Here is a 17,602-nt window from a genome sequence, read left to right as displayed (position 1 = left end):
CGACAGCTGCCCACCCGAGCTCGTCGGCCGGTGGGTCACCGCCTCGCCCGAGCCTGCGACGGGCTCCGCCCCTGGCACCAAGCGACGGATGTTCAACGGCTACGGCCCGACCGAGGCGACGATCGCGGTTGCCCTGAGCGCGCCGATGATTCCCGGCGAAACAGTCGTCATCGGACGTCCGGTCCGGGGCTGCGGCCTGATGGTCCTCGATTCGAGGCTGCGAGCGGTCCCGCTCGGGGTTCCCGGCGAGCTCTACATCACCGGGCCCGCGCTCGCGCGCGGCTACCGCAATCGGTCCGGCACCACGTCGGACCGGTTCGTGGCCAATCCGTACGGCGGGCCGGGCGAGCGGATGTACCGGACCGGCGACCTGGTCCGGTGGAATCGCCGCGCGGGTGCGCAGGAGGGGACCAACCTGAGCGTCACGGTCGGCAACATCGAGACCGTCCCGGTCGGCAACATCGAGACCGTCCCGGTCGGCGACCTGGAGTACCTGGGCCGCACCGACTTCCAGGTCAAGATCCGCGGGTTCCGGATCGAGCTCGGCGAGATCGAGTCGGCGCTGGCTCGCTACGACGGAGTCTCCAGCGCCGTCGCGACCGCCCAGTCGAACGGGTCCGGTCCCAGTCGGCTGATCGGCTACGTGGTACCCGAATCCGGGGCGGTGCTGGACGAGACCGCGATCCTCTCGTTCGTCAGCGGCGTCCTCGCCCCCTACATGGTGCCCGCCGCCCTCGTCGTGCTCGACGGACTGCCGCTCACCCCTGCGGGCAAGCTGGACCGGAAGGCACTGCCGAAGCCCGACTTCGGTGCGATGGCAACGACGGGCCGAGGTCCGACCTCCGAACTCGAAGCCGTGCTGGCGACGCTGTTCGCCGAGGTGCTCGGGCTGGACGCGGTCGGCGTGGACGATTCATTCTTCGCACTCGGCGGCGACAGCATCATGTCGATTCAGCTCGTGGCGCGGGCCAAAGCGGCGGGCGTGATGCTGTCCCCGCGGGATGTGTTCGAACACAAGACGATCTCGAGGCTGGCCACGGTCGCGGTGCTCGGCGATGCCTCGGAGGTCAACACGCTCGAGGAACTGGCCGGGGGCGGCGTCGGTGACATGCCGTTGACCCCGATCGTGGCGTGGCTCGTCGAACGCGGCGGCAACTTCGATCGACTCACCCAGTCCGCGCTGCTCATCGCGCCCGAGGATCTCACCGACACCCGGGACCTCGGCCTCGTGGTCCAGACCGTGATCGATCGGCACGACATGTTGCGGGCCAGGTTGCGCGCGAACCAGGTAGCCGGTCCTGGCCTACGCGCGGACGCGACGATGGAGGTGACCGCCCCCGGGTCCGTGCCCGCGGCCGAGCTGATCCGCAGGGTCGAGGTGACCGCCTCTCCGGCCGACTCGGAGTTCGATGCCGAGGTGATCGAACAGTTCGAGGCGGCCGAGCGGCGACTCGACCCCGCCGCAGGCGTGATGATGCAGGTCGTGTGGCTGGACTCCGGTGCGGGCGTCGGCCGAATCCTGCTGGTGCTGCACCACGCCGTGGTCGACGGGGTGTCGTGGCGGATCCTGGTGCCGGACATGGCGTCGGCGTGGGCTCAGGTCCGCGCGGGTCAGGATCCGGAACTCGAATCGGTCGGGACCTCGATGCGGCGCTGGGCGTTCGCCCTCGCGCAGGAGGCCGAGAATCGGGCGGGGGAACTGGTCCGGTGGCGCGAGATGCTCGCCGGACCCGATCCGGTGATCGGCTCGCGCGCACTCGATCCCGCCGTCGACACGAACGAGACGGTGCGGAAGCTGTCCGTCGAACTGCCGACAGCAGTCACCGACGCGGTGCTGACCCGGATTCCCGAGGCGTTCCACGGCAGCGTCAACGACGGACTGCTCACCGCGTTGGCGATGGCCGTGTCTCGTTGGCGTCGCACTCGTGGAGTGCACGCGACCGCGACGGTGGTGAACCTCGAGGGGCACGGCCGCGAGGATCAGGTCATTGCCGGCGCGGACCTGTCGCGCACCGTCGGCTGGTTCACCACGGTCTTCCCGATGCGGCTCGATCTGTCGGACATCGATCTCGACGACGCGTTCGCGGGTGGCCGGGACGCAGGCGCCGCGGTGAAGGCAGTGAAGGAACGACTGCTCTCGATTCCCGACCACGGCATCGGGTTCGGGATGCTGCGACACCTGAGCGAGCACGCCGACGAACTGCGAGAGCTGCCGACGCCGCAGATCAGCTTCAACTACCTCGGCCGTCTGACCGCGGGTGCGGCAGACGATGGCCCGACCGTCGCGTGGAGCCCTGTCGCGGACACCGATCTGGACCTGGTCGGCACGGTCGACGTGCCGCTCGCATCGGTGCTCGATATCAACGCGGTCACCACCGAAACCGTTGACGGACCGCAACTGCGGGCCACCTGGACATTCCCCGACGGGATCCTCACCTCCGCCGAGGTGAGCGAGCTCGCGGACATGTGGACCGACGCATTGACCGCGCTGGCACGACACGTCGCCGCACCGACCGCGGGTGGGCTCACGCCGTCGGACCTCGACCTCGTGGACCTCGAGCAGCGCACCATCGAACGACTCGAGGATCGTTTCCCGGAGCTCACCGACATCTGGTCGTTGTCCCCGCTGCAGTCCGGATTGCTCTTCCACGCGCTGCTAGCCGACAAGTCGATCGATCAGTACACGGTGCAACTCGCACTGGACGTCCGGGGCGCCGACCCCGATCGCATCCGGCGGGCCGCGCAGGCCCTACTCGACCGGCACCCGAACCTGCGCACGTCCTTCGTCGCCGACATCGACGGCGTCACCGTCCAGGTGCAGCACGGCCGCGCCGTGCTGCCGTGGGCCGAATGCGATGTGTCCGCACTCGACGAGCAGGGCCGCGAGGCCGAGATCGCGCGCGTCCTGGACGAGGACCGGCAGCACCGATTCGACATGGCCACCCCGCCGCTGCTGAGATTCCTGCTCATCCGGACCGGCCCGGACACCCACCGCCTGGTGATGACGAACCACCACATCCTGCTCGACGGCTGGTCTGCACCGCTGCTCCTTCGGGAGCTGCTGGCCCTGTACGCGACCGACGGCGACGCGACCGCGCTGCCCCGGGCAAACGCCTACCGGGACTACCTGAAGTGGTTGTCCCAGCGCGATTCCGAGAAGTCGCTGGACGTGTGGATGCAGGCCCTCGCCGGCGTCGACGAACCGACGCTGGTCGCGCCGCTCGACCGGGCCAGGCTGCAGTGGGACACGTCCCTCGACGTCTTCGTCGAGATGGGGGTCGAACGGACCGAACGCCTGCGGGCCGTGGCGCGCGAGCGCGGACTCACGCTGAACACGCTCATCCGTGCCGCCTGGGGCATCATCGTCGCCGAACTCACCGGCCGCGACGACGTCGTGTTCGGCAGCACCGTCTCCGGGCGCCCACCACAGATCCCCGGCATCGAGTCGATGATCGGATTGTTCATCAACACCCTGCCCGTCCGGATCACCCTCGATCCCCGCGAGAGCCTCGACGGGATGCTGCGCCGAATCCAGGACGAGCAGACCGGTCTGCTCGATCACCATTACCTGGGGCTCAGTGACATTCAGGATGCCGCGGGCCCGGCCGCCACCTTCGACACCCTGACCGTCTTCGAGTCGTACCCGTTCGACCGCGCCGCACTGACCGCTGACGTCGACATCGCCGGACTGCGCGTGCTCGGCATCCCCGAGATCAACGACGCGGCGCACTACCCGCTGGCGCTGGTCGCGTCCGCAGAAGAGCAGCTGCGCCTCAAGGTCGAGTACTTCCCCGAGTTGTTCGACCACGCCGAGGCGCAGAGCATCGCCGTCCGTACCGCACGGGTGCTGGACGCGTTCGCCGAGAACCCGGACCTGCCGCTGGCCCGGCTGAGGATGCTCTCGCCGGACGAGGAGGCCGAACTGCTGCCGGTCGACGGCGGGCCCGCCGAGAGCACGCGGACACTGCCCGACCTGTTCGCGGCTGGCGCGGCGCTCGATCCCGCCGCGGTGGCGCTGTCCCTGGCCGGCCACGAGGTGTCCTACCGAGAACTCGACGATCGGTCGAATCAGATCGCCCGAAGTCTGCTCGATCGGGGCGTCGGGCCGGGTTCGGTTGTCGCCCTCGCGATCAGGCGTTCGATCGAATCGGTCATGTCGGTCTGGGCGGTCGCCAAGGCAGGCGCCACCTTCGTCCCGGTGGACCCGAACTACCCGCAGGACCGGATCGAGCACATGCTCACCGACTCCGGCGCCACCTCAGGGCTGACGATCGCCGAGTTCCGCGATCGGCTCCCGGGGACGGCGACGTGGCTGTCCATCGACGATCCCGGGATCTCGGCCGAGTTCGACGGCAGGTCGACAGCCCCGGTCACCGACGCGGACCGCCCGCGGCCCCTTCGGGTCGACGACATCGCGTACATGATCTACACGTCGGGCTCGACCGGGCTACCGAAGGGCGTGGCGGTCTCGCACCTGTCGTTCGAGAAGCTCGTCGCCGAACAGCGCCGGCTGTTCTCGACGACCTCGGCATCGCGCCCCCTGCACTTCGCCAGTCCCAGCTTCGACGCATCGGTCTTCGAGTACCTCCTCGCCGCCGGTGCGGGGGCCACGCTGGTGATCGTGCCGCCCACCGTGTACGGCGGGATCGAACTGGCCCGGCTGCTCAAGCAGGAACGGGTCACCCACGGCTTCATCATCAGCTCGGTCCTCGCGGGGCTCGATCCGTCCGGTCTCGACGACTTCCAGGACGTCCTGTTCGGCGGCGAGGCCAGTTCTCCCGAGCTGGTGCCGCGCTGGGCACCTGGACGCCGGCTGTGGAATGCGTACGGCCCGACCGAGGGCACCATCGTGACCAATTTCAGCGAGCCGATATCGGTGGGCGAACCGGTCACCATCGGCGGGCCGCTCCGCGGGATCCAGGAGATCCTGCTCGACGGCTTCCTGCGTCCCGTGCCGGTGGGGGTGCCAGGCGAGCTCTACATCGCGGGGCACAACGTGGCCCTCGGGTACCACCGGCGGAGCAGCCTGAGCGCAGGCCGATTCGTGGCGAATCCGTTCGGCGGGCCGGGAGAGCGGATGTACCGCACCGGCGACGTGGTGCGGTGGCTCCGGTCCCCGGCGTCCGGCAAGCTCGTGATCGAGTACATCGGGCGCAGCGACTTCCAGGTCAAGGTCCGCGGGTTCCGCATCGAGCTCGGCGACATCGACAGCGCCCTCGGCGAGCATGTCGGGATCGACTTCTCCGTGACCATCGGGCACGGGTCCGCGAGCAACGCGGTCCTGGCGTCGTACGTGCTGCCCGCTTCCGGGCACCGGATCGAACCAGCCGAGGTCCGCGAGTTCCTGTCGACGCGCCTGCCCTCGCACATGGTGCCCTCGAGCGTCACGATTCTCGACGACATCCCGCTCACACCGGTCGGCAAGCTGGACCGCGCGGCGCTGCCAGCGCCGGAGTTCGTCAGCGCCGCCGAGTTCCGGGCGCCGACGACGACACTCGAACGCACCATCGCCGACATCTTCGCCACGGTCATCGGCATCGACCGAATCGGCCTCGACGACAGCTTCTTCGACCTCGGCGGCAACTCGCTCAGCGCAACCCGTGTCATGGCCCGGCTGTCGGCCGCACTGGAGACCGACCTCAGCGTCCGCGCGCTGTTCGAGGCACCCACCATCGGAACCCTCGCGCAGCGGATCGCACTGTCCGACGGTGAGCACCGCCGCGCGCCCCTCGAGCCCGCCGACCGGCCCGAGCGCCTCCCGCTGTCGTTGGCACAGCAGCGAATGTGGTTCCTCAACCAGTTCGACACCGACTCCGCCGTCTACAACATCCCGCTCGCGGTTCGGCTGACCGGGCACCTCGACGTCGCGGCGCTGCGCGGCGCCGTCGCCGACGTCATCGACCGGCACGAATCGCTGCGCACCATGTTCCCGATGGTCGATGGTGAACCCTCCCAGGTGATCGTGCCCGGCACTGCCGCCATGCCTGACCTCGCCGTTCTCGACACCGCCGAGTCCGAACTGCCGCAGCGCATCTCCGACCTGATCTCCGGCGGCTTCGACGTGACCGGTGCGGTCCCCGTTCGCGCGACCCTGCTGCGGGTCCGGCCAACCGAACACGTGCTCGTCCTCGTGGTCCACCACATCAGCGCGGACGGGTTCTCGATGTCCCCACTGGCTCGGGATGTGATGTCGGCATACACCGCCCGCGTCTCGGGTACGCGGGCACCGTGGTCTCCGTTGCCGGTTCAGTACGCCGACTACGCGCTCTGGCAGCACCGTGTCCTCGGTTCCGAGGACGACGCCGACTCGCTGATCGCGCGCCAGCTCGAGCACTGGACGCACGCCCTCGCCGGGTTGCCCGAGGTGATCGCACTGCCGACCGACCGGCCCCGGCCCGTCTACCAGAGCTTCCACGGCGCACGCATCCAGTTCACCGTCCCCTCGGAGGTGCACCGCGCGCTCCTGGACGTGGCGCGGCAACACAACTCGACAATGTTCATGGCCACCCACGCCGCCCTGTCGCTGCTGCTGGCCAAGCTCGCGGGAACCACCGACGTCGCCGTCGGCACGCCGATCGCCGGTCGCGGCGAGGCGGCACTCGACGACCTGATCGGCATGTTCGTCAACACCCTGGTGCTGCGCAGCGAGGTGGACCCACGGGCGTCGTTCGGGGACCTGCTCGACACCGTCCGCGAGGTCGACCTCGCCGCCTTCGCGCACGCTGACCTGCCGTTCGAGCGGCTGGTCGAGGCGCTCGCCCCCGAGCGGTCCACGGCGCATTCGCCGCTGTTCCAGGTACTTCTCGAGTTCCAGAACAACGAGCGGCCACATCTGGAACTGCCCGGGTTGACCGCGGACGGAATCGATTTCGACCTCGCGGTGGCGAAGTTCGACCTGCAACTCACGCTCGCCGAGCAGTACGCGGAGGACGGGAGCCCGGCCGGGATCGCCGCGATGTTCACCTACGCGGACGACCTGTTCGACGCCGACACCGTGCACGGGTTCGCGCAGCGGCTGTGCGGGCTCCTCGAATCGGTCACCACCGATCCGCTCCGCGCGGTCGGCGACATCGAGATCACGGCCGCGGCCGAGCGGGACGCGATGGCGTCGAGCTGGAACCTCGCAGGCGTCCCTGCCCCTGCAGGCACCCTGGTGGATCGGTTCGCGCGGACGGCCGCCCGGGTGCCAGGCGCGATCGCCGTGTCGTGCGATGGCGACATCCTGACCTACGCGGAACTCGACGACCGGGCCAACCGGCTGGCCCGAATCCTGATCGATCGGGGCGCCGGGCCCGAGTCGCTCGTCGCGGTCGCGCTGCCCCGCACGAACGACCTGATCGTGGCGCTGTTGGCCGTCGTCAAGACGGGCGCCGGGTACCTGCCCGTCGACGTCACGTACCCCGCCGACCGGCTCAGCTTCATGCTCGCGGACGCGGCCCCGCTCTGCGTGATCTCCGCGAGCGCCGACCTCGAACACCTGCCCGGCGCCGATGTGCCAGTCGTCGTACTCGATTCTGAAGAGGTATCGGCCCGGCTCACCGCGGTCTCCGGGGCGCCCGTCACCGACTCCGATCGGCTCGCCCCGCTCGATCCGGCGGGCACCGCCTACGTCATCTACACCTCCGGGTCGACCGGGCGACCGAAGGGCGTCGTCGTCTCGCACCGCAATGTGCTCACCCTCTTCGCGAACACCGAGCAGAAGTTCGGGTTCGACGAGTCCGATGTGTGGACCATGTTCCACTCGTACGCGTTCGACTTCTCGGTGTGGGAGCTGTGGGGGCCGCTGCTGTACGGCGGCACTCTGGTGGTGGTCGACTACTACACCGCCCGGTCGCCGGAGATGTTCCTTGACCTGCTCCGCCGCGAACGGGTGACGGTGCTCAATCAGACCCCGACCGCGTTCTACCAGCTCGCCGAGGCCGACCGGCTGGCGCAGGAGGACGCCGAACCACTGTCGTTGCGCTACGTCATCTTCGGCGGCGAGGCCCTCGATCTCGGACAGCTCGGCCGCTGGTACGCGCGCCACGACGGCAGTTCACCCGCACTGGTCAACATGTACGGCATCACCGAGACCACCGTGCACGTCAGCCATCTCCCACTCGACAGCGAGTACGCCGCCGAGGCCTCCGCGAGCGTCATCGGCCGGGCCATCCCCGGCCTGCGGGTGTCGGTGCTCGATCAGCGACTGCACCCGGTGCCGCCAGGGGTGACCGGGGAGATGTACGTCGCGGGAGATCAGGTCTCGCGCGGCTACCTCGGTCGCGGGTCGCTGACCGCCGCGCGATTCGTGGCCGATCCCACAGGCGCCCCTGGGGCCAGGATGTACCGAACCGGCGACGTCGCCCGCTGGAACCGGGACGGGCAGCTGGAGTACCTGGGCCGCAGCGATTTCCAGGTCAAGATCCGCGGGTTCCGGATCGAGCTCGGAGAGATCGACGCGGTGCTGCTGCGGATCCCCGGCATCGCGCAGGCGGTGACCCTGGTCCACGACGACCCGCGAGGCAACCGGTTGATCGCGTACGTGGTCCCCGAGCCGGGGGTACGCCCGGACGAGACCGAGGTGCTCGAGTTCGCGGGCACCCAGCTCGCCTCGCACATGGTGCCTGCCGCGGTGCTGGTGATCGATGAGCTGCCCTTGACCGCGAACGGCAAGCTGGACCGAAAGGCCCTGCCGGAGCCGGATTTCGCGACGCGGGTCCATTCCGGCCGGGCGCCGCGCACCGACGCCGAGAGTGTGCTGGCGACGCTGTTTGCCGAGGTACTCGGGTTGGACAGGGTGGGCGTGGACGATTCGTTCTTCGCTCTCGGCGGCGACAGCATCATGTCGATTCAGCTCGTGTCACGGGCCAAGGCCGCCGGTGTCACGATCTCGCCGCGGGAGGTCTTCGAACACAAGACGGTCGCGGCGCTCGCCCTGGTGGCCGAGTCGGCCGATGCAGGCGACACGGTGGTGCTCGAGGAGCTCGAGGGTGGGGGAGTCGGCGACATTCCGCTGACCCCGATCATGCACTGGCTGACCGACAGGAGCGGAGCCGGCGGATCGACCCGGCAGCACAGGGCCGGAGCCGCAGGGGACATCCGGCGCTACACCCAGACGGCACTGCTGACGCTGCCGCCCGGAGCAGACCCGGACACCGTCGAGCGCACACTCCAGGCCGTCCTCGACCACCACGACATGCTGCGGTCCCGGCTGATCCAGGGCACTGCCGACCAGGATCCGATGATGACGGTCACCGCACCGGGGTCGGTGCCTGCCGCGTCGGTGCTGACCAGGGTCGAGGTCGCGGGCGTCGAGTGTCCCGAGTTCGGCGCGATCGCCGCGGCCGAACTCGACGCCGCTGCCGGCCGACTCGACCCGGATTCCGGAACGATGCTGCAGGTGGTCTGGTTCGACCCATCGGACAGCGGGGAGCCCGACGCCGCGGGCAGACTGCTGATGGTGCTGCATCACGCCGTGGTCGACGGGGTGTCGTGGCGGATCCTGGTGCCGGACATGGCGTCGGCGTGGGCGCAGATCCGCTCGGGTCAGGATCCGGTGCTCGCACCGGTGGGGACCTCGATGCGACGCTGGACGCATGCGCTGGTGGATGCGGCTGCCACCCGGTCCGGCGAGATGGAGCTGTGGCGGTGGATGCTCGCCGGTCCCGATCCGGTGATCGGTTCGCGCGCACTCGATCCTGCCGTCGACACGAACGAGACGGTGCAGAAGATCACCGTCGAACTGCCGACACCAGTCACCGAGGCCGTGCTGACCCGGATCCCGGAGGTGTTCCACGGCAGTGTGAACGACGGCCTGCTGACCGCCCTGGCGATGGCCGTCAGCCGGTGGCGCGCTGCGCGCGGCGAAGCGGTGTCGGCGACGGTCGTCAATCTGGAGGGCCACGGCCGCGAAGATCACGTGATCGCGGGCGCGGACCTGTCGCGCACGATGGGCTGGTTCACCACGATCTTCCCGGTCCGTCTCGATCTGTCGGACATCGACCTCGACGACGCCTTCGCGGGCGGGCGCGGTGCCGGTGCCGCTGTGAAGTCCGTGAAGGAGCGGTTGCTGTCGATTCCCGACCACGGCATCGGCTTCGGGATGCTGCGCTACCTCGGCGAGCACGCCGAGGAACTGCGCGCGTTGCCGACGCCGCAGATCAGCTTCAACTACCTCGGCCGGATGACCGAAGGATCCGGGACGCTCGACCCCGGCACCGGATGGACCCCGGTCACCGACACCGACCTCGACGACGCCCCGAGCAAGCAGATGCCGGTCGCGTCGGCACTGGACATCAACGCGCTCACCCTCGGCTCAGCGGACGGACCGCGATTGCGTGTGACCTGGTCGTTCCCCACCCAGGTCCTGCGGGCGCTCGAGGTCAGGGAGCTCGCGGACCTGTGGACCGAGGCGTTGACCGCGCTGGCACGGCACGCCGCCGTTCCGGCCGCAGGCGGCCTCACGCCGTCGGACCTCGACCTGGTCGACCTCGAGCAGGGCACCATCGAACGGCTCGAGGATCGGTACCCCGGCCTCACCGACGTCTGGTCGCTGTCCCCCCTGCAGGCGGGACTGCTCTTCCACGCGCAGATGTCGGACGTGTCGGTGGATCCGTACCTCGTTCAGCTCACCATGACCCTGCGTGGCGCGGTCGATCCCGATCGCATCCGCAGGGCGGGCCAGGCCCTGCTCGATCGGCATCCTAACCTGCGGTCCGCCTTCGTCAGCGATCCCGGCGGAGCGGCGGCTGCGGTCATCTCAGATCGCGTCGAGTTGCCCTGGCGCGAACGAGATCTCGCGGCGATGAAATCAGTGGAACGCGAGCGTGAATACGCCTCGATCGTGGCGGCCGACCGGGCGACGCGGTTCGACATGTCGTCCGCGCCGCTCCTGCGCCTGCTCTTGGTCAGGTTCGACGACGACGAATACCGGCTGACGCTGACGAACCATCACATCCTGCTCGACGGATGGTCGACACCGCTCATCATCCGAGATCTGCTGACCCTGTACGCGACCGACGGCGATGCCTCGGTGCTGCCGCACGTGCAGCCCTACCGGGACTACCTGGTCTGGATGTCCAAGCGCGACATCGATCAGTCGATCGATGCGTGGCGGCGGACCCTTTCGGACGTCGAGGAGCCGACGCTGCTCGCACCCGCGAACGACGGTCGGCCGCATTCCGGCAGCCGGGAGATCGGGCTGACGCTGTCCGAAGCGGAGACGAGCCTGCTGCGACTGGTGGCGGGGGAACGCGGGCTGACCCTCAACACCATGCTCCAGGCCGCATGGGCGGTCGTGCTCGGGGCGCTGACCGGTCGCAACGACGTCGTGTTCGGTAGCACCGTCTCGGGCAGGCCGCCGCAGATCCCCGGCATCGAGTCGATGGTCGGCCTGTTCATCAATACCCTGCCGGTGCGGGTCACCCTCGATCCGCACGAAGGCCTCGGCGATCTGCTCGACCGGGTCCAGGCAGAGCAGGTCGCGCTGCTCGATCACCACTATCTCGGCCTCGCCGACATCCAGACGGTGGCCGCACCCGCCGCCGCCTTCGACACCCTGACCGTGTTCGAGTCCTACCCGATCGACCGGGCAGGCCTCACCGAGCAGACCGATATCGCCGGCATGCGCATCGCGGGTTTCGACGGACGAGATTCCGCGCACTACCCACTGGCGATCGTCGCCTCCGGCGAGGAGAACCTGCACCTGAAACTCGAGTACCTCGACACTGCCTTCGATGTCGCCACCGTGGAGTCCATCGCGGCCCGGGTGCGCCGGGTCCTGATCGCGATGGCAGGCGACCCCGGCCTGCCGCTCGCCAGGATGGAGTTGCTCTCCGCGGACGAGCGCGCGGCCCTGGTCCCGGTCAACGGCAGGGCGGGCGCTTCGGTCCGGACGCTGCCCGAGTTGTTCGAGGATGCGGCGGCCGCGAGCCCCGAAGCCACCGCACTCTCGTACGAGGGGCATCACGTCAGCTACCTCGAACTCGACACGCGATCGACTCGGTTGGCGCGCCTGCTGATCGCCAGGGGAGCCGGCCCGGAAACCTTTGTCGCTCTCGGTATCCCGAGGTCCGTCGAATCGGTGCTCGCGGTCTGGGCGGTGGCCAAGACCGGTGCGGCCTTCGTCCCTGTCGACCCGAACTATCCGCAGGACCGGATCGAGCACATGCTGACCGACTCCGGTGCGACCCTCGGACTGGCGATGAGCGCCGATCGCGGTCGGCTGCCCGATTCCGTGCCGTGGCTGATCCTCGACGGGCCCGACACCGCTGCGGAACTGGCCGCACAGTCCACCCGACGGGTCGTCGACGCGGACCGGGTCTCGCCCATCGACATGAACAACGCCGTCTACGTCGTCTACACCTCGGGTTCGACCGGAACACCCAAGGGCGTGGTGATCACGCACGTCGGCCTGGAGAACTTCGCCACCGAGCAGCGGGAACGGTTCTCCTCGACGCCGATGTCGCGGACCCTGCACTTCTCGACGCCGAGCTTCGACGGCGCCGTCTTCGAGTACCTGCAGGCATTCGGGCTCGGTTCGACGATGGTGATCGCACCGCAGTCGGTGTACGGCGGCGCCGAGCTCGCGCACCTGATCAAGGTCGAGGGGGTCACCCACGCGTTCGTGACGACGGCCGCGCTGGCAACGGTGGACCCGGGCGGGCTCGTCGAGTTCCAGCACGTCGCCTTCGGCGGTGAGGCCTGCCCGCCGGAGCTGGTCACGCGGTGGGCGCCCGGACGCAAACTGTCGAATGCGTACGGCCCGACCGAGACCACGATCATGGCCAACATCAGCGATCCGATGACGGTGGGCGAGCCCATCACCCTCGGCGGACCGCTCCGCGGTGTGTCCGAGGTCGTGCTGGACGGGTTCCTGCGGCCGGTGCCAGCGGGGGTGCCGGGCGAGTTGTACATCGCGGGTGTCGGATTGGCCCGCGGATATCACCGGCGCGGCGCCCTCACCTCGGGGCGGTTCGTGGCGAATCCGTTCGGGCAGCCAGGCGATCGGATGTACCGCACCGGGGACGTCGTCCGCTGGCGGGTGGAGCCCGAGTCCGACGAACGCGTTCTCGAGTACCTCGGGCGCAGCGACTTCCAGGTCAAGGTGCGCGGCTACCGCATCGAACTCGGCGAGATCGACACGGCGATCATGGAGTTCCCTGGCGTGAGCTTCGCCGTGACACTCGGGGTTGCGGGGCCGTCCGGCGACACCGTGCTGGCCAGCTACGTCGTCCCGACGACGGACGTCCCCGTGCGGGTGCCCGCGCTGACCGAGCACCTGTCGAGCCGGCTACCCGCCCACATGGTGCCCTCGAGCATCATGCTGCTCGACGAGGTCCCGCTGACCCACGTCGGCAAGCTCGACCGGTCGGCGCTGCCGGAGCCCGAGTTCCTCGGCGCCGACACCGAATACCGCGCACCAAGCACGCCGCTCGAACGCACCGTCGCCGAGGTGTTCGCCGCCGTGCTCGGTGTCGACCGGATCGGCGTGGACGACAGCTTCTTCGACCTCGGCGGAAACTCGCTGATCGCCACTCGCGTCACCGCCCGGCTCGGGTCCGCACTCGGCGCGAAGATCGGCGTCCGTGCGCTGTTCGAGTCGCCCACGATCGCGGCCCTCGCCGCCGTGCTCTCGCCGGACCGCGCCGGCGACGAGGCGCGTCCCCCGCTCACGGCGATCGAGCGGCCGTCGGTGGTCCCGGTGTCGCTGGCCCAGAAGCGAATGTGGTTCCTCAACCAGTTCGACACCAGCTCACCCGCGTACAACATCCCGCTCGCGGTGAAGCTGTCCGGCCGACTCGACACCGAGGCGCTTGGCGCCGCCATCCGGGATGTGCTCGACCGGCACGAGTCGCTGCGCACGATGTTCCCCATCCACGACGGCGAACCCACCCAGCTCGTCGTCCCCACCGAACAGGCCCTGCCCGCCCTGGCCACGATCTCCGTCACGGACGTCGAGGTGGGTTCGCGCATCACCGAACTCGCGAGCGCGGGTTTCGACGTCACCGCGGCGGTGCCGGTCCGGGCCGCGCTGCTGCGGCTGGGCGAGCTCGAGCACGTCCTGACCATCGTGGTGCACCACATCTGCGCGGACGGATTCTCGCTCGGTCCGCTCGCAAGGGACGTGATGGTCGCCTACACGGCGCGGGTCCACGGCGCGGCACCGGCCTGGAACCCACTGCCGGTTCAGTACGCCGACTACACCCTCTGGCAACACCGGTTGCTCGGCGCCGAGGACGATCCGGGCTCGCTGATCACCGCACAGCTCGACTACTGGAGCGAAACCCTGGCGGGGCTGCCGGACGTGATCGCGCTCCCGACCGATCGGCCGCGGCCGCTGCAGCAGACCTTCCGCGGCGACCGTATCGAGTTCGCGATCGACGCCGAACTGCACGCTCGCATCAGCGACCTGGCGCGGGAGAACAATTCGACCGTCTTCATGGTGATGCACGCCGCGCTCGCTGTCCTGCTGGCGCGGCTCGGCGACACCGACGACGTGGCCATCGGTACCCCGATCGCAGGCAGGGGCGACGCCGAGCTGGACGAGATGATCGGCATGTTCGTCAACACGCTGGTCCTGCGCACCCACGTCGATCCCGGTGCCGGCTTCCTCGACCTTCTCGAATCGGCAAGGGAGACAGACCTCGCCGCCTTCGCGCACGCCGACCTTCCGTTCGAACGGATCGTGGAGGCGCTGAACCCGGCCCGATCAACCTCGTACCAACCCCTCTTCCAGGTCGCGCTGGAATTCCAGAACACCGAACGGCCCCACCTGACGCTCCCCGGACTGGACGTCGACGGTGTCGACCTCGAGATCCGGGTGGCGAAGGAAGATCTGGAGGTGATCCTCGCCGAGGAGGTCGCGGCGGACGGCACCCCGGCCGGTGTGCGGGGTGGCATCGACTACGCCACCGACCTGTTCGACCCCGAGACCGTGCACGCCTTCGCGGACCGTTTCGTCCGGGTCCTCGACGCGGTGACCGCCGACCCCGGCCGCGAGATCGGCAACATCGGCATCCTCGGGGCGAAGGAGATGTCCACCATGGCACCGGCTCTCGGGCCTGCAGGCGGGGCCCCGCAGCTGTGGCCGGAGATCCTGTCCGCGGCTGCGGCCGTCGCACCCGAGTCGCTCGCGTTGTCGTTCGAGGCCCAACGCCTGACCTATCGCGAGCTCGATGAGCGTTCGAACCGACTGGCGCGGGTGCTGCGCAACGCCGGGGTCGGTCCGGAGACGTTCGTCGCCCTCGGTCTGACCCGTTCGATCGAGGAGATCGTGTCGATCTGGGCGGTGGCGAAGGTGGGCGCGGCATTCGTGCCCGTCGACCCGACCTATCCGCCGGAACGGATCGAGTACATGCTCGTCGACTCCCGCGCAGTCGTCGGACTGACCGTCGAATCGCGGCGCGGTCAGCTCCCCGACACGATGCCGTGGCTCGTGCTCGACGACCCCGAGTTCCTCGCGGCCGCATCGGCTGTCTCGGCGGACCCGGTCACCGATGCCGACCGGACCGTCCCGCTGCACCTCGCGCATCCGGCCTACCTGATCTACACCTCCGGATCGACCGGCCTGCCCAAGGGCGTGATCGTCACGCACCTGGGGATCGCGAATCTCACCGCGGAGGAACACACCCGGTTCGCGGTCACGCGCGAGTCGAGGGTCTCGCACCTGGCGTCCCCGAGCTTCGATGCCTCGGTGTTCGAGCTGATGATGGCCTTCGGCGCCTCCGCCGGTGTGGTGATCGTGCCGCCCACCGTGTACGGCGGCCCCGAGCTCGAGGACCTGCTCAGGCGCGAACATGTCACCCACGCGTTCATCACGCCGACCGCGCTCGCCTCGATGGAGGACCGGGACCTCGAGGAGCTGCGGGTCCTCGCGGTCGCGGGGGAGGCGTGCCCGCCTGACCTGGTGGATGTCTGGGCCCGAGGCCGGCGGATGTTCAACGGTTACGGGCCCACCGAGACCACCATCCAGGCCAGCGTCAGCGACCCGATGGAGCGGGGGGTCGCGGTGAACATCGGCAACCCGGCGATCGGATTCGGTGAGGTGGTGCTCGACGCTCACCTGCAGCCGGTCCCGGTCGGGGTCCCCGGCGAGATGTACATCCTCGGCCTCGGCCTCGGCCGCGGGTACCACAACCGGATCGGGTTGACGTCCGAACGCTTTGTCGCGAGCCCGTTCGGCGGGCCGGGGCAACGCATGTACCGCACCGGCGACATCGTCCGCTGGCACCGTGACGCCCGTACCGGAGATCACACCATCGAGTACATCGGCCGCAGCGACTTCCAGGTGAAGGTCCACGGCTTCCGCATCGAACTCGGTGAGATCGATACCGTGCTGACGCACCATCCCGACATCGCGTTCTCGGCGACCATCGGCCAGACCGGTCCGTCCGGAGACACCCTGCTGGCGTCCTACGTGCATCCGGTGGACGGCCGCACCCTGGCGCCCGCCCAGGTCCGGGCCTTCGCCTCGGGCCGGCTGCCCGCGCACATGGTGCCGTCGGCCGTCGTCATCCTCGATGCGATCCCGATGACGCCCGTCGGCAAGCTCGACCGAAAGGCGCTGCCGGCACCCGAGTTCGGGCCCCGCGAGGACGAGTACCGGGCACCGGCCACACCGACCGAGTTGGCGATCACCGACGCGTACGCCGAAGTGCTCGGCCTCGAACGCGTCGGGGTGGACGACAGCTTCTTCGACCTGGGCGGCACCTCGATCGTGGCAACCCGGGTCGTCACCGAACTGCGGGAGCGATTCGGGGACCGGATCCAGCTGCAATCGATCTTCCTCGATCCGACGCCTGCCGGGCTCGCGCGCCGCGTCGACGAGGAATCGACGCAGTCGGCCGCCGATGAGGCTCTGCAGGTGGTGATCCCGCTGCGGCCCGGCGGGACGAAGCCCGCCCTGTTCTGCGTGCACCCGGGGATCGGCCTGAGTTGGGGGTACTCGGGGCTGGTCCAGCACCTCGCCCAGGACCGCCCGGCGTTCGGGCTGCAGCTTCCGCTCATCAGCGGTGGGCCACGCTTCGAGTCGATTGAGCAGCTCGCGCACCGGTACGTCCAAGAGATGCGCGCGGTCCAGGGACACGGTCCGTACCATCTGCTCGGCTGGTCGCTTGGCGGGGTGATCGCGCACGCCATGGCCGTCGAACTGCGGCGCGACGGCGACGACGTCGCGACCCTCGCGATCATGGACAGCTACGTCACCGCCGACGGAATCCCGCCGTCGCTCACGGTGGAGGAGCTGCTGCACGGTCTCGGGCTCGATCTCCGTCCCTCGGCTGGAGAGGAACTGACCTACGCGCGGGCGGTCGAACTGCTCGACGAGTCCCTGGGCCAGCAGACCGGACTCACGGCGGCACACCTCGAGCGGATCAGCGCCGGATTCACCAACTCGGCCGAGATCATGCACCGGTTCCACCCCTCGGTCTTCGACGGCGACCTGCTCTTCTTCAGCGCGGCAGCCGCTTCCGGCGCCGACGAGCATTCGCCTGAGGAGTGGCGTCCCGCGGTCACCGGCGGAATCCGCGAGGTCCGGGTGGACTGCGGCCACAATCAGATGATCGAACCCGACTCGCTGGCCGTGGTCGGCCCGGCGCTCGAGGAGTACTTGTCCTCGCACTGA

1 protein-coding gene (cut by a window edge) is annotated in these 17,602 nt (G+C 69.4%); it reads left to right on the top strand.

The window, feature by feature from the left end:
* A protein-coding gene (locus tag ACFXMV_RS05675) for a non-ribosomal peptide synthase/polyketide synthase (RefSeq protein ID WP_378503150.1) crosses the window boundary here: on the top strand, positions 1 to 17,602 show its 3' portion. It extends 9,455 nt beyond the left edge of the window; only the last 17,602 of its 27,057 coding nucleotides appear in the window; the start codon falls outside the window, past its left edge; the stop codon is at positions 17,600 to 17,602.

It is taken from the genome of Rhodococcus sp. NPDC059179 (assembly GCF_042754885.1).
Classification (GTDB): domain Bacteria; phylum Actinomycetota; class Actinomycetes; order Mycobacteriales; family Mycobacteriaceae; genus Rhodococcus_G.
This window is presented reverse-complemented; position numbering and strand designations above follow the sequence as displayed.